Genomic DNA, 17,460 nt, shown 5'->3' on the forward strand with positions numbered 1-17,460 from the left:
CTTGACCAGGCTTTCAGACCCAATCACCAATCACCTTATGAACACGATTCGATCCGTCTGCGTCTATTGCGGCTCGTCTCCGGGCCGCGATGAAATCTATGCCAAGGCCGGACACCTGCTTGGGCGCTCAATCGCCAAGGCAGGCCTGCGGCTGGTCTATGGCGGCGGTACAAAAGGCATCATGGGCGCCGTCGCCGAAGGCGCGCTCAAGGCCGGCGGCAAGGTGACGGGCATCATTCCGCGCTTCCTCATCAACAAGGAAGCAACCGAAACCGCGCTTGACCGGCTCGACGAGTTGCTGATCACCGACAACATGCACGAGCGCAAACACAAAATGTTCGAGAAATCCGACGCCTTTGTGGCGCTGCCTGGCGGCATCGGCACAGTCGAGGAGATCGTCGAGATCATGACCTGGGCGCAACTCGGCCATCACCGCAAGCCGATCGTCTTCGGCAATATCAACGGATTCTGGGACCCGATGACGGCGTTGCTTGATCACATGGCAGCGGAAGGGTTCATTCATACCGCGCAGCGTGTGAAGCCGCTGGTCGTCAACGACCCCGAGGCCATCGTCGCTGCCATCATGGTGGCCGGGTCCTCGGTCGACTCGCCGACCGAGGGCGTCCAGTCGGTAATCGACAAGATGTGAGATCAAGGGAGTAAGGCGGTAGGGAGAAACACTGCCTACCGCTACTGCCCACTTCCCTCCCTCCGGGCAGCCTCCCGCGCCGTGCGGCAGATCTGGAATCGCGGCGACATTCCCGGCAGCGGCACGCTGAGGTTGACGGCCGCGACAACCAAGGCCGTCAGCCAGGCGCCAAGGCGGACAAAGCGCCTTGCATGTCGTCAAGCCACGCGGCACGCTGGTGCCGCCGCTTGCCGAGGCCAGACGTGCCTTCGCGCTGGCGGGCGATAAATCGCAATCATGAGGGGCAAATTGCATTCGACTGACTATCTTGGCCGCCTGTTCGGCCTCGAAGGCAAGCATGCCTTCATCACCGGCGCCAGCCGCGGCCTGGGCTTGGCCTTCGCGGAGGCGCTTGCGAGCGCCGGCGCGCGCGTCACGATCGGCGGCCGCAAGGCCGACGATTTGAAAGCGGCTGCAGACAGGCTGCGCGCCGCGGGTTATTCGATCGCGGAAGCGGTGATCGACGTGACCGACACGCAGTCGGTCGACAAGGCGATCGCAGCGGCGGAAACGGGGACCGCGCCGATCGACATCCTGGTCAACAATGCCGGCATCCAGCGACGGGCGCCGCTGGAAACCTTCAGCGACGCCGACTGGGACGCGCTGATGGCCACCAACCTTGACGGCGTTTTCAAGGTGAGCCGGGCCGTCGTGAAAGGCATGATTGCGCGCCAAAGGGGGTCGATCATCAATGTCTCCTCGGTGCAGAGCGTGCTCGCGCGCCCCTCGATCGCGCCTTACGCGGCGAGCAAGGGCGCAATCACCATGCTGACCAAGTCGATGGCCGGCGAATGGGGTCAGCATGGCGTGCGTGTCAACGCCATCGCGCCGGGCTATTTCAAGACCGAGCTCAACGCGGCGCTGGTCGCCGACGAGAAATTCTCCGCCTGGCTGACCGGCCGCACGCCGATGCGGCGGTGGGGCGAGGTCAGGGAACTCGCGGGTGCCGCCGTGTTCCTGGCGTCCGACGCCGCCAGTTTCGTGAGTGGACAGACACTGCTGGTGGATGGCGGCATCACCAGCGTTCTGTAGCAAGGCAGGCCGTCACGAAACAGTCACACAAAATCGGGGATGCCATGCTAGAAATCGCACCTGGCCGCCCCCGCGACCTCGACCGCATCAGAGACCGGCAAAGCCGCCATGAACATCGCCCTCCCCTCTGAAGGCACCGACCTGTCGCCTTACCTGCCCGATGAGCACGGGCTGTTCTTCGTCTATCACTTTACCACCGAGGGCGCGCGCACCAGGGATGCCGCCGCCGCGCACTGGACGTGGCGCAGCTACCAGCTTTCCGACATGCGCGCCCGCCACGAGATCGGCGCCGATCAGGCCTTGCCAGCGCCGGTGCGCGAAGCCTTCCTGACCGCCAGCCATGGCTGCCACATCGACCTCGAGGATGACTGGCTCTATGGCGATCTGCCGGACCTGCGCCATGACTATTCTGCGGAAGCCGGCGGGCTTGGTCATTTCCGTTTCGCCCTCAACGACACGATGCTGGTCGGCGCCCGCAAGCAGCCACTGCAATCGGTCGACAACATCCGCAAGGCGATCGAGAACGGGTCGCGCAAGTTCCGCTCTCCGGCCGACCTGATCGAGGCTGTCGTCGGCCAGTCGTTCGACGGAATGGCCGCCGAACTCGCGACCCTCGGCGACAGTCTCGACGGTATCGAGGACCGCATCGTCTGCGACGCATGGCACAATGAGCGGCAGGCGCTGGTCGATGCACGCCGTCACCTGGTGGTCATCCACCGGCAGATGGCGACGCTGACCAATCTGTTTCGCCATCTCGATCATTCGCACCGCAACGACCTGCCGGATTCGATCAACGATATGGCAGCGCGGCTTTCGCACCGCGCCCAGACGCTGCACTATGACGGTGAACAGTTGCAGGCGCGCGCGCGGCTGCTGCAGGACGAGCTGATGGCCAAGCTGACGACGCAGTCGAACCGCCTGCTCTATGTGCTGTCGGTGATGACCGCTGTGCTGCTGCCTATGACCATCATCTCGGGCCTGTTCGGCATGAATGTCGGTGGTTTGCCGCTGGTCAACACCCCGTCGGGCTTCTGGGTGGTCACCGCCGTATCGCTGCTGATCGCGGCAGCGACCTATCTTTTCGTCAGGCGGCTCGGACAGATGTAGCCCGGCGCGCCGTCGACAGCATGGACCAGGAATAGATCGCAAGAGCCGCCCAGATCAGGGCAAAGGCGATGGCCTGCGTGGTGCCGAACGGCTCGTCGAAGATCAGCACGGCAATCAGGAACACCATGGTCGGCGCAATGTATTGCATGATGCCGATGGTCGAGAGGCGCAGCAGCTTGGCGCCGAAGGCGAACAGCAGCAGCGGCACCGCGGTCACCGGCCCGCAGCCGATGAGCAGCGCGGTGTCGGTGCCATTGCTGGAGACGAAATGGTCCTGTCCGGTGGCGATCAGGAAGATGATGTAGCCTAGCGCCGGCACCGACAGCAAAAGCACTTCGAGCAGGAAACCCTGGCTGGGACCGATCGGCAGTGTCTTGCGGAAGAAGCCGTAGGCGGCGAAGGAAAACGCCAACGCCAGCGACACCCAGGGCAGCTTGCCGCCCTCGATTGTCAGCACGGCGACGGCGACTGCCGCAAGCGCCACCGCCGCGACCTGCAGGCGGTTAAGGCGCTCACCGAGCAGCAGCGCGCCGACCACCACACTGACCAGCGGGTTGATATAATAGCCCAGCGCAGTCTCGACGGTGCGGTCGACGGCGATCGCCCAGACATAGATGCCCCAGTTGACCGAAATCAGCGCGGCCGTCAGCGCCGCCATGGCGATGGTGCGGGGCGAACGGATTGCCGCCTTGAAGTCCGCCGTGCGGCCGGCCCAGATCAGGACCGCCGCGGCAATCGGCACCGACCAGACGATGCGATGTGCAATCACCTCGGCAAGAGGCAGATGCGCCACCGCCTTCATGTAGAAGGGCAGCAACCCCCACAAGAGATAGGCACCCATCGCCAGCAGGAAGCCGCGGCGGGCTTTTGAATCTGCATCGGGAGTAATTGCTTCAGTGACCATGGCCCAACGCTATGGCCCAGTCACCTTGGCAAAACCATCGCAAAGTTCTGATGGATCAATGGACTTTCGCTGATGGTTCAAACTTACTCAGCCGCAACAAGCCCCGCCATCTCGCGGTTCTTCATCAGCTTGTAGATGATTGAATCCATCAGCGCCTGAAACGAGGCGTCAATAATGTTTTCGGAGACGCCGACCGTCCACCAGCGCGCGCCGGTACCGTCATGCGATTCGATGAGCACGCGCGTGATGGCCTCCGTGCCGCCATTGAGGATACGCACCTTGAAGTCGGCAAGTTCGAGATCGGCGATCTCGTTCTGGTATCTGCCGAGATCCTTGCGCAGCGCGATGTCGAGCGCGTTGACGGGGCCATGGCCCTCGGCCACCGACATCTTCTCCTCGCCTTCGACCAGCACCTTGACCACCGCTTCCGACACTGTCTTCAACTGGCCGTTGGCATCGAAGCGGCGCTCGATCATGCAGCGGAACGAGGTGACGTGGAAGAAATCGGGCAGGCCGTGCAGCATCTTGCGCGCCAGGAGCTCGAATGAGGCGTCGGCACCCTCATAGGCATAGCCCGAGGCCTCGCGCTCCTTGACCACTGATATCAGGGCGTCGAGCCGGTGATCGTCCTTTGGCACATCGATGCCGCGCCGCTTCAACTCGGCGAGGAAATTGGCCTTGCCGCCCTGGTCGGAGACCATGACGCGGCGGCGGTTGCCGACCGATTCCGGCGGCACGTGCTCATAGGTCGCCGGCTCCTTGGCGAGCGCCGAAGCATGAATGCCGGCCTTCGTGGCAAAGGCGGACGAGCCGACATAGGGCGCCTGCGCTTCCGGGGCGCGGTTCAACAATTCGTCGAAGGCGCGGGACAGCCTGGAGATGCCGGTCAGCGCTTCGGCTGAAATTCCAGTCTCGAAGCGGTCGGCGAAAGCCGGCTTCAGCGCCAGTGTCGGCACGATCGAGATCAAATTGGCATTGCCGCAACGTTCGCCGATGCCGTTCAGCGTGCCCTGGATCTGGCGCACGCCGGCCTCGACGGCGGCAAGGGAATTGGCTACAGCCTGGCCCGTGTCGTCGTGGGCGTGGATGCCGAGATGCTTGCCTGGAATGCCCGCGGCGATGACCTTTTCAACGATTGCCCGCACTTCCGATGGCTGCGTGCCGCCATTCGTGTCGCAAAGCACCACCCAGCGCGCGCCGGCATCATAAGCCGTCTTTGCGCAGGCCAGCGCATAGTCCGGGTTGGCCTTGAAGCCGTCGAAGAAATGCTCGCAATCGACCATTGCTTCCTTGTCCGAAGCGACCGATGCCTCGACGGAGGCCTTTATGGCCTCGAGATTCTCCTCGTTGGTGCAACCGAGCGCCACGCGAACATGGTAGTCCCAGCTCTTGGCGACGAAGCAGATTGCGTCCGACTTCGACTGGACGAGTGCCGCCAGCCCCGGATCGTTGGATGCCGAGACGCCCGCCCGCTTGGTCATGCCGAAAGCAACGAATTTGGCGTGTGCCGTGCGCTTCTGCTGGAAGAAGGCGGTATCGGTCGGGTTGGCACCGGGATAACCACCCTCGACATAGTCGAAGCCGAACTCGTCGAGCAATTTGGCAATCGCGATCTTGTCCTCGACCGAAAAGTCGATGCCCGGCGTCTGCTGGCCATCGCGGAGTGTGGTGTCGAAGAGATAGAGACGCTCGCGGCCCATCGTCATTTTCCCGCAAACCTGTCCGTCGCGCGGATCAGTTGATCGAGGATACCCGGCTCCGAATAGGCATGACCGGCGCCTTCGATCAGATGAAAATCCGCCTTCGGCCAGGCCTTGTGCAGCGCCCAGGCGTAGCGCGCCGGGCACGGCATGTCGTAGCGACCGTGGACGATGGTGCCGGGGATGTCCTTGAGTTTGTGGGCGTCACGCAGCAACTGCCCCTCCTTCAGCCAGCCGGCATGGACGAAATAGTGGTTTTCGATGCGGGCGAAGGCGACGGCGTAGTCGTCCTGGCCAAACGGACCGCTGGTTTCAGGCTCCGGCAGCAGCGTGATCGTCTCGCCTTCCCACAGGCTCCAGGCGCGGGCCGCCTCGATCTGCGCCTCGCGGTCGGACCCGACCAGCCGTTTGCGGTAGGCGGCCATCATGTCGCCGCGCTCGGCTTCCGGGATCGGCGCCAGGAAACGTTCCCACTTGTCGGGGAACATTTCTGAGACGCCGAACTGATAGTACCATTCGAGCTCGGCGCGGGTCAGCGTGTAGATGCCGCGCACCACCAGTTCGCTGACGCGATCAGGGTGTGCCTCGGCATAGGCGAGCGCCAGTGTCGAGCCCCACGAGCCGCCGAACACCAGCCATTTATCGAAGCCGGCCATTTCGCGCAGCCGTTCGATGTCGGCGACGAGATGCCAGGTCGTGTTGGCCTCCAGCGAGGCGTTCGGCGTCGACTTTCCGCAGCCGCGCTGATCGAACAGGATGACATCGTAGAGCTTGGGGTCGAATAGCCGCCGGTGTTTTGGCGAGATGGTGCCGCCCGGGCCGCCATGCAGGAACACCGCCGGCTTGGCACCTTTGGTGCCTGACCTCTCCCAATAGACCCTATGGCCGTCGCCGACATCGAGCATCCCCGAGTCGAACGGTTCGATTTCAGGGTAGAGGGTGCGCAAGCTCATAGTTTCAAGCCCTGTTGCGGCCAATTGGCCATTTCGTGATCGGGATGCTGGAAGGAGATGATCTGCTCCTGCCGCGCGTAATAGTCGGGATCGTCGTGGACAGGCTGGTCGAAGATCGTCTCCACCCAAGGCAGCCGCGCCGCATAGTTGACCTGGATCCGCGGCGCCAGGTCGGAGCGGTCGTCGAAGGCGCCGATGGCGATCTCGAGCCCGCCGGGCTGTCGATAGGTCAGCGGTGTGCCGCAACGCGCGCAGAAGCCGCGATCGATATTGACCGATGACTGGAAATAGCTCGGCTCCTCATGGGTCCATTCGACACCATCCTTGGGCACCGTCACCAGCGCGCCGAAGAAGGAACCGAACTGTTTTTGGCACATCCGGCAATGGCAGATGGACGGGCGTCCCAGCGCCCCCTTGATGCGGAAGCGCACGGCGCCGCATTGGCAGCCGCCGGTTCGAACAGTCTCGGTCATGGTCTTTCCTCCGGAGGCCATTGGTCGGTGTCGTGATCGGGATGCTGATAGGAGACGAGTTCGGCGAGATAAGGGGCCGAGCCTATATCCGCCATCGTGTCCTCGCCCGGCAATTGAGAGATGAAATCCACATAGGGCAGTTTCGCTTCCGTGCCCCATTGGATGGTCGGCGCGATACCAGCCGGATCGTCGAACGCGGCTATCGCCAGCGCCATGCCGTCGGGCGCCTCGAAGGTCAGCGGCGTGCCGCATTCGCCACAGAAGCCACGCCAAGCGGCATTGGAGGAACGGAACCGCCTGGGCTCGCCGCGCGTCCAGTCGACCTTGGCGCCGCGCACCGAGACCAGCGGCAGGTAGAAATTGCCGCTCGCCTTCTGACACATGCGACAGTGGCAGACCGAGGCGTCGCCAAGCGCGCCTTCGACGCGGAAGCGCACCGCGCCACACTGGCAGCCACCTGTGTAGACCGGCCGGTTGTCGAGGCTCATCGGTTTTCACTCCGGATCATGGCAGACCGCCTCGACATTGTTGCCGTCAGGATCGAAGACGAAGGCGCCGTAGTAATTCGGGTGATAGTGCGGGCGCAGGCCCGGCCCGCCATTGTTCTTGCCGCCGGCTGCAAGTGCGGCGGCATGGAAGGCATCCACCTCGGCGCGGCTGCGCGCGGTGAAGGCGACGTGCTGGTGATCTCGGGGCTTGTCCTTGCCTGAGCTCAGCCAGAACACCGGTCGGTCGCGACCATAACCGCCGACCTTGGCGCCACCAGTGTATTCCAGCGGCACCATGTAAAGCAGCGAGGCACCCAGCGGCGCCATCGCCTTGTCGTAGAAGGCCTTGGAGGCTTCGAAGTCGGAAACGGTGATGCCGAGATGATCGATCACGGAACGAGCTCCTCCGTTGCTGGTTCGCCGGCCGGCATTTCGGCATTGGCCACGCCGGCCGAGATGACGACGTGCTGGCAGACATTGTCGATATCGCGGATGACGTCGTCATTCCAGAAGCGCAACAGCCGCGGATGGCTGCCGACACTTTGAGGACCTGTCGAAATCAGCGTTCTACGGCGCCCCACTCCGACCATTAGAGAAGCCACCCTCACCGCTTGATTTCCCACGTCGTCATGCGCTCGCCGGTGACCGGGTCCTTGCCGTCCTTCAACTGCACTCCCTTGGCCAGGAGTTCATCGCGCACGCGATCGGCCTCCGCCCAGTTTTTCGCCGCAATAAGCGTCAGGCGCTCGGCAATCGCTTTGGCGACCACGATTTCATCCACCTTGGTCGCGCCAACATCGAAGCCAAGGAAGGTGAGCGCGGTTTTCAATGCCACCGCGGCGGTGTTGTCGCCGCTGCCGCCGAAGTCGGTCGCCTCGCCGGCAAGCTGAGTGAGTTGCTGGAAGGCCGCGTAGGTCGCAAGATCATCCGACAGCGCCTCCACGACCTCCGCCGGCAACTGACCTCCCGCGGCCGGCGCCAGATCCGCCGCGCGTTTCCATTTGCGCAGCGTGTTTTCCGCCTCCTCCAGCTTGCGCACGGAAAAGTCGATCGGTTCGCGGTAATGCGTCATCAGCATCGCCAGCCGCAGCACGTCGCCGGGCCATTTGCGACCACCAAAAGTGTCGGTCTCCAGCAATTCGTGGATCGAGTAGAAATTGCCGAGGCTCTTCGACATCTTCTGGCCCTCGACCTGCAGGAAGCCATTGTGCATCCACACATTGGCCATGACTGACGTGCCGTGGGCGCAGCGCGACTGGGCGATTTCGTTCTCATGGTGCGGAAAGATCAGATCGAGGCCGCCGCCATGGATGTCGAAGACCTCGCCGAGATACGCAGCCGACATGGCCGAGCATTCGATATGCCAGCCAGGCCGGCCCCTGCCCCATGGACTGTGCCAGCCAGGCTCCTCCGGCGATGACAGTTTCCACAGCACGAAATCGCCGGGGTTTTTCTTGTGCGCGTCGACGGCGATGCGGGCACCGGCCTGCTGCTCGTCGAGATTGCGCTTCGACAATTGCCCATAGTCCGGCATCGACGCCGTGTCGAACAGGACTTCGCCTGCCGCGACATAGGCATGGCCGCGTCCGATCAGGCTTTGAATCAAGGTGATCATGTCAGCCTTGCCGTCAGCGCGCGGCTCGACGAATTCCGTCGCGCGCGGCTCGACGGTCGGCTCCAGGCAGCCAAGCGTGGCGACATCCCTGTGGAACTGGTCGGCCGTCTTTTCGGTAACCCGCCGGATCGCTTCGTTGAGCGACAGGGTTCCAGCTGATATTTCGTTGCCGAAATCACGCAATGCGCGCGCGTTGATCTTGTCGTCGACGTCGGTGATGTTGCGCACATAGGTGACGTGCGTCTCGCCATAGAGATGGCGCAGCAGACGGAACAGCACGTCGAAGACGATCACCGGCCTGGCGTTGCCGATATGGGCGAAGTCGTAGACGGTCGGGCCGCAGACATACATGCGCACATTTCGCGGATCGATCGGCACGAAGTCCTCTTTCGTGCGCGTCAGCGTGTTGTAGAGGCGCAGGCCCTGCGATGCGTCTGACATTCCATGCCTTCCCGGTTCAAAACTTCTTGTCTGGATGGAGCGAGGCCAGCGCCGAGGCGCAAATCAGGCTCCAGCCTGCTGGCCGGGGCGTTTGTCCAATCTGGGGAAGATGAGGCGAAAACGTCCGGACCAGCGCGAGGCTAGCCAATAATGCAAATGCCACAAATGGCGAAAGACGTTTTCATGCGCGGCTTTATCGCCTTGACCGGTGTTGCCGTCAAGTCGCGGATCCCGGGAAAAACATCGCGAGGGCCGGCAAAACCATCGCCCGATCACGCGGAATCAGCCGATGAAACATTTTATTAAACATGTCGGCACAGTCATGAAACATTGGCCGGCTAGATCACCAAGCGTCACGATTTGGTCTGATTCAGCGACCAAATCGCATACACGAAAACGTTATCTGGGAAGAGAAACATGCCTCGAAGCAAGCAGGAAGCCAACCGCGCCAAGCAACCGGCGCTGGCCAACCACTATCGTGCGATCGGCCCGGCCGCCATCGTCGCCGCCCTTCTTCACACCGCCAAGAAGAAGAAACCGGCACAGAAGATCGTATCACCTCGTGCCGCCTGAAGCGGCGCTCAGCCGACGCAATCGCCGGCATTGAGAGCGAACGGGCGCCCTGAACATAAAGACCTCGACGGGCTTCGCTAGAACAGCGTCATCTGACTGTCGTCAGCGCCGGGCTTCCGGCGCCTGGCTTTCTCGGGTTCCTGCCCGATCTCGCCCCTCTCTTGAATCTCCGGTCCGGTGTTGGCGACCTTGTTGACGAGGTCGGAAACAGGAATCGCCTCGAAGAAATCAGGCTGCGCCGGTAGCAGCAGATCAGCGACATCGCGCGGTTCTAGCGTGCGGCAATCCAGCCAGCGGGCAAAGTCGGAGATGTCGATCACCACCGGCATCCGGTCATGGATATGGGCGATATCGGCGTTGGCGTTGACAGTCAGGATGGCGCCGGTGTCCATCTCCGAACCGCCCGGCTCGGCATAGGTTTCGATCAGGCCGGCAAAGGCGACCAGCCCGCCATGCCGCGGCCGGATCCAAAAGGGTTGCCCCTTCTTGCCTCCGGTCTGTCGCCACTCGTAAAAACCGGATGCCGGCACCAGCGCGCGGCGGTGGCGCATGGCGGCCTTGAACGAGGCCTTCTCGATTGCGCCTTCGGAGCGCGCGTTGAACAGCAGCGGAAACTCCCTGATGTCCTTGACCCAGGCGGGAAGAAGTCCCCAGCGCACCAACATCGGCTGCCGGTCCGGCAGATTGGAGCCGGGCGCGCGGGGCGCGCCGGCAATCGCCATCAACACAGGCTGCGTCGGCGCGATATTGTAACGCGCCGGAAATTCCTCCAGCTCGGCCAGGCCCAGAAAGGCAGCGGTCTGGTCCGGTGTGGCGGTCAGGGCAAAGCGTCCGCACATGATCGATTGTGCCTTTCGAATAGTTCGGTGTTGAAAGTGGCGATCGAACCGGCGTTGTGCAACCGCTAAAGCTTGCCCATGCTGTCGGCCCACAAAAGACCTGTCTCAATGAGTTGATCAGGGATCGATGAACACAGCACGTAAGATACTTCCGGCGGTCTCGGTAGCCGTCGTGCGTGGCGACACCGTGCTCCTGGTCAAGCGCGCGCGTTCGCCCTCGCAAGGGCTCTACGCCTTTCCCGGCGGCAAGGTCGAAGCCGGCGAGACGCTGGAGGAAGCGGCACGGCGTGAGCTGCTGGAAGAGACCGGCTTGCGCGCCACCGGGTTGCGCCCGCTTCGGAACATCCACATCGACGGCAGGGACGACAACCACCCGGTCGATTATCAGCTCACGGTCTTCGGTGCCGCCTATGCGGGCGGCGAGGCCATGGCCAGCGACGACGCCGAGACAGCCGCCTTCTACACCCTCAAGGAGATGGCCCTGTTGCCGCTTATCGGCTCGGTGTTCGCGGTCGCCGAGGAACTCCTCGGTCACGTTCAAACACGCTGACGCGGCCCTGAAAAATCGGCTTGCAGGCGACAAATTGTTTCGCCACAAGGCTTATGTTGTCTCGCCAGCCACGACATCTCAGGCCGTTCGGCAGACCACAACGCCTTAAGCCGTTCGGTAGACCATGACAGCTGAAGCCGTTAGGCAGAGAAGTCCTATGAACCGTGCGTCAATACTCCTCGCCATTTGTCTTGCCGTAAGCGCGGCCGTACCGGCACGGCCTGCGTTCAGTGCCGAATCGCCGTTCGAGCCGGGGCTGATGCGGCTGGCAGAGGTTTTGGGGTCGCTGCATTTCCTGCGCAATCTGTGCGGGGAGAAGGGCGACCAGTGGCGGGGCGAGATGGAAAAGCTGCTCGATTCGGAGAATCCGGACCCAGAACGCCGCGCCCGCTTCATTGCCAGCTTCAACCGCGGCTATCGTTCCTTCGGCGGCACCTACACCCAGTGCACCGCTTCGGCCACTGAAGCCATCAGCCGTTACATGAAGGAAGGTGAGACGCTGTCGCGCGACATCGCCTCGCGTTACGGCAACTGAGCATCCATCAACAGATATTGGGCGCGTCGCCAGGGATCATCCATATATCCGGCTTGTGTCTGCCTATATCTTGGTGCAATCCTGATGTTGCACTTCTGCAACAGCGTTAATCAAACGTTACCACGCGAATGCGGAATTAACTCAAACTGAAGGTTTTCGCCCCGCAGGCCGGCCTAATCGGCTAAGTTTGATCCGGGTTGAAACGCAGCTTCGCCAAACGCAGTTGGCCCCTGTAAAAGACGATCAAGAAAATGTCGTATTTACAGATACTTACTTGGAGCTGCCTATGAATGGAACAGATCAAGCCTGATCCACACTGATGGGTTGCCGCTTGAAAGGGTGGACATCGCTTATGGAACATGCTGCCAACGACATCGACGCGCTGGTCAGGGAAGAGAAGCGCCTGACGGCGGTCGAGAGCCACAGCGAAGCCTGGGCGGAAGGCCTTTCGGCCGGCATCGAGCCCGAGATCATTGCCGAGGCGGCACTCGAAACGGCATTCGGCGAAATGCTGCGCGCCAATGGCGAGACGTCGGCCCTTGCCCTGCTGGACCGTATGCGTGAAAAGGTGATTGCTGGCGCCTTCGAACCCGAGCGGCTGCGGCACTGAACCGACGTTCGGTTCTCTGACGGTTGAATGCCGTTCGGGCTTCATGCCCGGAAGTAGGGAGATACGGGCAGTGAATTTTCCGATGTCAGGCAGGCCGAAGGGTCTTGTCCTCTGCATCCGCCTCGCTGCTTGCTGTGCCGCGATTGCCTTGGTGACGTGCCTGGCCAGCAGCCCTGCCTATGCGCTGAGCGAGATCAAACGCGAAGAGCTCCCCGCGCCAGTCACACCATCGACGGATGGCGATGGTTCGATGCCCGGAAGCACAGTTCCCATGCCCGATCCGGTGGGAACGCCGCCTTCGAGCAGCCAGCCGGCCGCTCCCGACGCCGCGGAGCCTGACACTCCATCGGATGGCGGCAGCAACAGACCGCGTGTCGATCCCGAGGCGCCCCTGCCGGAAGTCGTCTACGACCTCGGCAAACTGCCCGAGCCGGTGCGGCGCATGCATGACCTGATCATCGAAGCCTGCAAGAGCGGCGACATCGAGAAGCTCAGGCCCCTGATCGGCAAGGGCGACAGCATGACCCAGCTGTCTCTGGCCGACATCGATGGCGACGCCATCGCCTTCCTCAAAGGGCTGTCCGGCGACCCTGACGGCCAGGAGATCCTGGCCATTCTGGAGGAGGTGCTTAGCGCCGGCTACGTCCATGTCGATGCGGGCAAGCCACAGGAACTCTATGTCTGGCCGTATTTCTTCGCGCTGCCGCTCGACAAGCTCGACGCCAAGCAGCGGGTCGAGCTGTTCAAGATCGTCACCGCCGGCGATTTCGACGACATGAAGCAGTTCGGCGCCTACATCTTCTATCGCGTCGGCATCACGTCCGCCGGGCAATGGATGTTCTTCGTCGCCGGAGATTGAAGCCATCGCCTGCCTGGTTGCGCCAGGATGCGAGCATCGTAGACGATGTTGCTATGTGAGCGGGCTGGCAGATTCTTCGCTGATGTCAGCATCAGGCCAAATGCGAATGCTCTCATTTCGAAGAGCCGAAATGGCACCGCAAGCCACGTCAGCCTCCATCTGCAGAATCTCGGCTGCGTAATTGAACTCTTCCGCATCCCGAAGCTTGTTAACCACCCAGACAACCTTGCGCCGGATATCCTGTCCATATGCAGCCTGGGCCTTGGCTACAGCGTCGCTCGGGATCTCCCGGTAGGCGCTGATCAACATCCCGAGATCAATAGCATCGCGATAGCCGACAGCACGGTCTTGGCATCGATCGGCATTCGCTAATAACTTCTCGGCGAACATGTCCGAGGGGGTCAAAGAAGGTATATTTAGATCGTCGTCGAAACGACCTTGCAATGGGATGCGGGCTTCACGAACGATTTCAAACTTGATCAATTGCCCCCTCAACTTTACCACGGTCCTCAGGCCATACTGATCGATGCGAAAATCCCGTATAGCTTCGACTGGTTCAGGAAAGAATGCCCTTACCCCGCGTTCGACTGCTGACATTCGCAATTGGCGATAGCCGTCGACGTCCGCGCACAGAAAATCGACGTCCAGCGACCGCCTATACTCGCCCAATTTCAACACAATCGCCGTCCCACCACCGAACCAGCATTGGGCTGCGGTCAGGAAATCACGGTCCATAAGCGCGAGGGCTTCAGCGAGAATCCTGTGTTCCGGCTTTCTGAATTCCTTCATGGCTTCCGCTCGCGAAATGTCCGGTTTTAAGGTTGCAAATGCGAGGCGAAAACCGGCACAGGAGGACAATTCAGCCGGAAGTCAGAAGGATACCGTGACCGAATTCGCTGGCGAGATTCTGGATAAGCAATTTCTCGCGCGTCGTAAGCCGTGTCTGATCGACAAAGCGCCAATTGCGCTCGTACAACGCAAATGCTTCGCTGGCCGGGATCAGTCGCACGACATCGCGATTCCACAAGAGCGCTTGCAGCTCTGGAAACTCGGTGGGGTCAATCATAGGCGCGATATGTGCTTGCATAGTGCCTTGAACATAGTGCGGAACGCTTAAAAATCAAAGACGTGACGCACAGCCACTGGTTGCCTAACTAGGCAATGCCTCGGAGAACTCCACCGCCCTGCCCTGGCCGGGCGCGGCGATTTCGCCTTCCCACATGATGCGCGTGCCGCGAAGGACGGTGCCGATCGGCCACCCTGTCACCTGCTTGCCGTCATAAGGTGTCCAGCCGGCTTTTGAGCCGGCCTGCGCGTTGGTAATGGTCTCACGCCGCTTCATGTCGACAATGGTGAAGTCGGCATCGTAGCCGGCGGCGATGCGGCCTTTTCTGGCCATGCCGAAGATGCGCTGCGGGCCATGGCTGGAGAGATCAACGAAGCGCTGCAGGGTCAGCCGGCCGGCGTTGACATGGTCGAGCATGATCGGCACCAGCGTCTGCACGCCGGTCATGCCCGAGGGCGAAGCCGGATAGAACTTTGCTTTCTCGGCCAAGGTGTGCGGCGCGTGGTCGGAGCCGAGCACGTCGACAATGCCCTGCGCAATGCCGTGCCAGACGCCGTCGCGATGGCGCTTGTCCCGCACCGGCGGGTTCATCTGGATCAGCGTTCCAAGCCGCGCATAGTCGTCGGCGCTCAGCGTCAGATGGTGCGGCGTGGCCTCACAGGTCGCGACATCCTTGTGCTGTTCGAGGAACAGGATTTCCTCGGCGGTCGAGATGTGCAGGACGTGGATGCGAGCGCGAACGTCGCGCGCGATGCGGACCAGTCGTTCGGTACAGCGCAAGGCGGCGATCTCGTCACGCCAGACGGAATGCGATGAGGGATCGCCCTCGATGCGCTCGCCCAGGCGCTCGCGCAGACGGAACTCGTCCTCCGAATGAAAAGCGGCGCGGCGGCGCGTGTTTCGCAGGATAGAGGCGACGCTTTCATCGTCCTCGACCAGCAGGTCACCGGTGGACGATCCCATGAAGACCTTTATTCCCGCTGCCCCCGGCAGACGTTCGAGGTCCCCGACATCCCCGGCATTGTCGCGGGTGCCGCCAACCCAGAAAGCAAAATCGCAATGCATGCGACCGCTGCCGCGCCGGACCTTGTCGGCAAGCGTTGCCTCGCTGGTGGTCAGCGGGTTGGTGTTGGGCATCTCGAAGACGGCGGTGACACCGCCGAGCACAGCAGCCCGCGAACCCGTCTCCAGGTCTTCCTTGTGCTCCAGTCCCGGCTCGCGGAAATGCACCTGGCTGTCGACGACGCCCGGCAGGATATGCAGGCCCCGGCAGTCGATCGTCTCGCCAGCCGAGACCTGGCGCAGATCGCCGATCGCGGCGATGCGCCCGCCCTTCACGCCGACGTCGCGCAGCCCCTCGCCGTCATGATTGACCACTGTGCCGCCTGTCAGGATGAGGTCGTAGGTCATGGTGATGCTCTCTTGCGGGGGGAGTGTCAGCGGCTTACGTAATGGCCAACCGTTTTGCAAGATCAGGCTTTTATCCGCCCCATGCCCTTTGCCCAGTTGAAAGACCGCGCGCTTATCTCCGTCTCCGGCCCGGATGCCGAACACTTTCTGCAAAACATCCTGACCACCGATCTCGATGCGCTTGGCGATGGTGAGGCAAAGCCGGGCGCGCTGTTGACGCCGCAAGGCAAGATCCTTTTCGACTTCCTGATCTCGCGGGCGGGTGAAAATGCCTTCCGGATCGAATGCCGTGCCGACGCTTCAGACGATTTCATTCGCCGGCTGCTGCTCTACAAGCTTCGCGCCAAGGTCGAGATTGCCAAGTCGGAACAAACGCTTGTCACTGTCGCGTGGGGAAAAGAGTCAATCGCCTCAGAAAGTGATTCAAGCGCGGTTGCCGACAGGCGCTTTGGCGACGAAAGCGTCACGCGCTTCTATGCCGGCACCGCGGACGCCGGCGACATTGCTGTGTGGCAGGCCTTCCGCATCGCCCATGGCATTGCCGAGAGCGGTACCGACTATGCACTCGGTGATGCGTTCCCGCATGACGTGCTGCTCGACGAGATGGGCGGTGTCGGCTTCAAGAAGGGCTGCTATGTCGGCCAGGAAGTGGTCTCGCGCATGCAGCATCGGGGCACGGCCCGGCGGCGCGTAATGATTGTCGAGGCCGGGCTTCCCCTACCCCCCGTCGGCACCGAATTGACTGTCGAGGGGCGGTCGGTCGGCACGCTCGGCTCAAGTGCCGGCACATCAGGGCTCGCCATTGCCCGCATCGACAGGGTCAAGGCGGCGTTGGACATCGGCCAACCGATCCTGGCGGCCGATGCGCCAGTGACGCTCACCATCCCCGCCTGGGCCAAATTCCGTTTCCCGCAGGCAGCCGTCAGCGCGGAGGAGGCCTGATGGCGGCGGACCGCGCCGGTGCGCCACCACGAGCCTGGCAGCGCATGCTGTCCGGCCGCCGGCTCGACCTGCTCGACCCCTCGCCACTCGACATCGAGATTTCGGACATCGCCCATGGGCTCGCCCGCGTCGCCCGCTGGAACGGCCAGACCAGCGGCGAGCACGCCTTTTCGGTCGCCCAGCATTCACTGCTGGTCGAGGCGCTGTTCAACGAGCTGGTGCCGCAGGCTTCGGCCGACGACCAGTTGGCGGCACTGCTGCATGATGCGCCCGAATATGTCATCGGCGACATGATCTCGCCATTCAAGTCGGTGATGGGCGGCAGCTACAAGGATTGCGAATTGCGCCTGCAACGCGCCATCCATCTGCGTTTCTCGCTGCCTCCCGAGCCGGGTCCCGTACTGCGCAAGGAGATCAAACGCGCCGACCAGATCGCCGCCTATTTCGAGGCAACGCTGCTCGCCGGATTTTCGACCGCCGAGGCGACCGAGTTCTTCGGCCGCCCGCGCGGTTTTTCCGCCGAGCGTTTCGACTTCACGCCATGCTCGGTGACCTGGGCACAGAATGCCTTCCTGAAGCGGTTTTCGGCAATCGAGACGTCAAGACACCACGTTGCGACATCCGCGCTAGGGTAGAAAACGCTAAATTAACCGGATGCGTCAACAGTGTGGTGTT

General features: G+C 62.3%; 21 protein-coding genes and 1 pseudogene. 10 read left to right on the top strand and 12 right to left on the bottom strand.

The annotated features are described in order from the left end of the window. Positions 1–37 precede the first annotated feature (37 nt). From C7I87_RS08850 to C7I87_RS08860, 3 genes are all read left to right on the top strand, one after another. Complete coding sequence (locus tag C7I87_RS08850; RefSeq protein ID WP_149903843.1) at positions 38–649, top strand: LOG family protein; 612 nt, start codon at positions 38–40, stop codon at positions 647–649. Between the two features lie 288 nt (positions 650–937). Then, complete coding sequence (locus C7I87_RS08855; protein ID WP_246696232.1) at positions 938–1,720, top strand: glucose 1-dehydrogenase; 783 nt, start codon at positions 938–940, stop codon at positions 1,718–1,720. A gap of 108 nt (positions 1,721–1,828) precedes the next feature. Beyond that, positions 1,829–2,827, top strand: a complete 999-nt coding sequence (locus C7I87_RS08860; protein WP_149903845.1) for a transporter — start codon at positions 1,829–1,831, stop codon at positions 2,825–2,827. On the opposite strand, the gene rarD is transcribed toward C7I87_RS08860, so the two are convergent. The 8 genes and pseudogenes from rarD to cysS form a co-directional block, all read right to left on the bottom strand. Beyond that, positions 2,805–3,731: an EamA family transporter RarD gene (gene rarD / locus C7I87_RS08865; protein WP_149903846.1), complete on the bottom strand. Its 927-nt coding sequence runs from the start codon at positions 3,729–3,731 to the stop codon at positions 2,805–2,807. The two genes, C7I87_RS08860 and rarD, sit on opposite strands and share 23 nt — an antisense overlap. Before the next feature lie 83 nt (positions 3,732–3,814). Next, positions 3,815–5,437: a citramalate synthase gene (cimA, locus tag C7I87_RS08870; RefSeq protein WP_188393783.1), complete on the bottom strand. Its 1,623-nt coding sequence runs from the start codon at positions 5,435–5,437 to the stop codon at positions 3,815–3,817. Further along, positions 5,434–6,384 carry a prolyl aminopeptidase gene (gene pip / locus C7I87_RS08875; RefSeq protein ID WP_149903848.1) on the bottom strand — a complete coding sequence of 317 codons (951 nt, stop codon included), beginning with the start codon at positions 6,382–6,384 and terminating at the stop codon, positions 5,434–5,436. Before pip ends, cimA begins: the two co-directional genes overlap by 4 nt. Continuing rightward, a complete protein-coding gene (locus C7I87_RS08880) occupies positions 6,381–6,857 on the bottom strand; it encodes a GFA family protein (protein ID WP_149903849.1) in 477 nt (158 codons plus the stop codon). The genes pip and C7I87_RS08880 overlap by 4 nt, the downstream gene beginning before the upstream one ends. Continuing rightward, entirely contained in the window at positions 6,854–7,345 is a 492-nt protein-coding gene (locus C7I87_RS08885; protein WP_149903850.1) for a GFA family protein, read from the bottom strand. The genes C7I87_RS08880 and C7I87_RS08885 overlap by 4 nt, the downstream gene beginning before the upstream one ends. 6 nt (positions 7,346–7,351) lie before the next feature. Then, positions 7,352–7,738 carry a VOC family protein gene (locus C7I87_RS08890; RefSeq protein ID WP_149903851.1) on the bottom strand — a complete coding sequence of 129 codons (387 nt, stop codon included), beginning with the start codon at positions 7,736–7,738 and terminating at the stop codon, positions 7,352–7,354. Beyond that, positions 7,735–7,866 (bottom strand): annotated as a pseudogene (locus tag C7I87_RS08895) (endonuclease domain-containing protein); the annotation flags it as partial. The gene C7I87_RS08890 and the pseudogene C7I87_RS08895, both read right to left, overlap by 4 nt. An 83-nt stretch (positions 7,867–7,949) precedes the next feature. Next, positions 7,950–9,401, bottom strand: a complete 1,452-nt coding sequence (gene cysS / locus C7I87_RS08900; RefSeq protein ID WP_149903852.1) for a cysteine--tRNA ligase — start codon at positions 9,399–9,401, stop codon at positions 7,950–7,952. A 417-nt stretch (positions 9,402–9,818) separates the two neighbouring features. Here cysS and C7I87_RS08905 point away from each other — a divergent pair, with 417 nt between their 5' ends. Further along, a complete protein-coding gene (locus C7I87_RS08905; RefSeq protein ID WP_015318552.1) occupies positions 9,819–9,974 on the top strand; it encodes a hypothetical protein in 156 nt (51 codons plus the stop codon). 77 nt (positions 9,975–10,051) lie between these two features. Here the strand turns inward: C7I87_RS08905 and C7I87_RS08910 are convergent, their stop codons facing one another. Then, the gene (locus tag C7I87_RS08910; RefSeq protein WP_149903853.1) at positions 10,052–10,813 is read right to left on the bottom strand and encodes an SOS response-associated peptidase; all 762 of its coding nucleotides are present in this window, start codon (positions 10,811–10,813) and stop codon (positions 10,052–10,054) included. Between the two features lie 127 nt (positions 10,814–10,940). Here C7I87_RS08910 and C7I87_RS08915 point away from each other — a divergent pair, with 127 nt between their 5' ends. The 4 genes from C7I87_RS08915 to C7I87_RS08930 all read left to right on the top strand — a co-directional run bounded on the left by C7I87_RS08915 (position 10,941) and on the right by C7I87_RS08930 (position 13,367). Further along, a complete protein-coding gene (locus C7I87_RS08915) occupies positions 10,941–11,363 on the top strand; it encodes an NUDIX hydrolase (RefSeq protein WP_149903854.1) in 423 nt (140 codons plus the stop codon). Between the two features lie 157 nt (positions 11,364–11,520). Continuing rightward, on the top strand, positions 11,521–11,898 hold the full coding sequence (locus C7I87_RS08920) for a TIGR02301 family protein (RefSeq protein WP_149903855.1): 378 nt from the start codon (positions 11,521–11,523) through the stop codon (positions 11,896–11,898). Between the two features lie 352 nt (positions 11,899–12,250). Beyond that, on the top strand, positions 12,251–12,508 hold the full coding sequence (locus C7I87_RS08925) for a hypothetical protein (protein WP_015318556.1): 258 nt from the start codon (positions 12,251–12,253) through the stop codon (positions 12,506–12,508). A 70-nt stretch (positions 12,509–12,578) separates the two neighbouring features. Further along, positions 12,579–13,367, top strand: a complete 789-nt coding sequence (locus C7I87_RS08930) for a hypothetical protein (RefSeq protein WP_188393784.1) — start codon at positions 12,579–12,581, stop codon at positions 13,365–13,367. A 51-nt stretch (positions 13,368–13,418) separates the two neighbouring features. Here C7I87_RS08930 and C7I87_RS08935 read toward each other — a convergent pair whose 3' ends face one another. From C7I87_RS08935 to C7I87_RS08945, 3 genes are all read right to left on the bottom strand, one after another. Next, positions 13,419–14,156, bottom strand: a complete 738-nt coding sequence (locus C7I87_RS08935) for a nucleotidyl transferase AbiEii/AbiGii toxin family protein (protein ID WP_149903856.1) — start codon at positions 14,154–14,156, stop codon at positions 13,419–13,421. Between the two features lie 70 nt (positions 14,157–14,226). Continuing rightward, positions 14,227–14,454: a hypothetical protein gene (locus C7I87_RS08940; protein WP_149903857.1), complete on the bottom strand. Its 228-nt coding sequence runs from the start codon at positions 14,452–14,454 to the stop codon at positions 14,227–14,229. Between the two features lie 63 nt (positions 14,455–14,517). Beyond that, a complete protein-coding gene (locus C7I87_RS08945) occupies positions 14,518–15,843 on the bottom strand; it encodes a dihydroorotase (RefSeq protein WP_149903858.1) in 1,326 nt (441 codons plus the stop codon). Positions 15,844–15,924: 81 nt separating this feature from the next. Here C7I87_RS08945 and C7I87_RS08950 point away from each other — a divergent pair, with 81 nt between their 5' ends. Both C7I87_RS08950 and C7I87_RS08955 read left to right on the top strand, forming a co-directional pair. Further along, positions 15,925–16,785, top strand: a complete 861-nt coding sequence (locus C7I87_RS08950; protein ID WP_149903859.1) for a CAF17-like 4Fe-4S cluster assembly/insertion protein YgfZ — start codon at positions 15,925–15,927, stop codon at positions 16,783–16,785. Beyond that, a complete protein-coding gene (locus tag C7I87_RS08955; RefSeq protein ID WP_149903860.1) occupies positions 16,785–17,420 on the top strand; it encodes an HD domain-containing protein in 636 nt (211 codons plus the stop codon). Before C7I87_RS08950 ends, C7I87_RS08955 begins: the two co-directional genes overlap by 1 nt. Positions 17,421–17,460 lie beyond the last annotated feature (40 nt).

This window comes from Mesorhizobium sp. SARCC-RB16n (assembly GCF_008520305.1).
Lineage (GTDB): Bacteria > Pseudomonadota > Alphaproteobacteria > Rhizobiales > Rhizobiaceae > Mesorhizobium.

Excerpts from the sequence above, each read along its gene's own strand:
- C7I87_RS08850 (WP_149903843.1), top strand. The coding sequence starts at position 38 with ATGAACACGATTCGATCCGTCTGCGTCTATTGCGGCTCGTCTCCGGGC.
- C7I87_RS08860 (WP_149903845.1), top strand. The coding sequence starts at position 1,829 with ATGAACATCGCCCTCCCCTCTGAAGGCACCGACCTGTCGCCTTACCTG.
- rarD (WP_149903846.1), bottom strand. The coding sequence starts at position 3,731 with ATGGTCACTGAAGCAATTACTCCCGATGCAGATTCAAAAGCCCGCCGC.
- cimA (WP_188393783.1), bottom strand. The coding sequence starts at position 5,437 with ATGACGATGGGCCGCGAGCGTCTCTATCTCTTCGACACCACACTCCGC.
- pip (WP_149903848.1), bottom strand. The coding sequence starts at position 6,384 with ATGAGCTTGCGCACCCTCTACCCTGAAATCGAACCGTTCGACTCGGGG.
- C7I87_RS08880 (WP_149903849.1), bottom strand. The coding sequence starts at position 6,857 with ATGACCGAGACTGTTCGAACCGGCGGCTGCCAATGCGGCGCCGTGCGC.
- C7I87_RS08885 (WP_149903850.1), bottom strand. The coding sequence starts at position 7,345 with ATGAGCCTCGACAACCGGCCGGTCTACACAGGTGGCTGCCAGTGTGGC.
- cysS (WP_149903852.1), bottom strand. The coding sequence starts at position 9,401 with ATGTCAGACGCATCGCAGGGCCTGCGCCTCTACAACACGCTGACGCGC.
- C7I87_RS08905 (WP_015318552.1), top strand. The coding sequence starts at position 9,819 with ATGCCTCGAAGCAAGCAGGAAGCCAACCGCGCCAAGCAACCGGCGCTG.
- C7I87_RS08910 (WP_149903853.1), bottom strand. The coding sequence starts at position 10,813 with ATGTGCGGACGCTTTGCCCTGACCGCCACACCGGACCAGACCGCTGCC.
- C7I87_RS08915 (WP_149903854.1), top strand. The coding sequence starts at position 10,941 with ATGAACACAGCACGTAAGATACTTCCGGCGGTCTCGGTAGCCGTCGTG.
- C7I87_RS08920 (WP_149903855.1), top strand. The coding sequence starts at position 11,521 with ATGAACCGTGCGTCAATACTCCTCGCCATTTGTCTTGCCGTAAGCGCG.
- C7I87_RS08925 (WP_015318556.1), top strand. The coding sequence starts at position 12,251 with ATGGAACATGCTGCCAACGACATCGACGCGCTGGTCAGGGAAGAGAAG.
- C7I87_RS08935 (WP_149903856.1), bottom strand. The coding sequence starts at position 14,156 with ATGAAGGAATTCAGAAAGCCGGAACACAGGATTCTCGCTGAAGCCCTC.
- C7I87_RS08940 (WP_149903857.1), bottom strand. The coding sequence starts at position 14,454 with ATGCAAGCACATATCGCGCCTATGATTGACCCCACCGAGTTTCCAGAG.
- C7I87_RS08945 (WP_149903858.1), bottom strand. The coding sequence starts at position 15,843 with ATGACCTACGACCTCATCCTGACAGGCGGCACAGTGGTCAATCATGAC.
- C7I87_RS08950 (WP_149903859.1), top strand. The coding sequence starts at position 15,925 with ATGCCCTTTGCCCAGTTGAAAGACCGCGCGCTTATCTCCGTCTCCGGC.
- C7I87_RS08955 (WP_149903860.1), top strand. The coding sequence starts at position 16,785 with ATGGCGGCGGACCGCGCCGGTGCGCCACCACGAGCCTGGCAGCGCATG.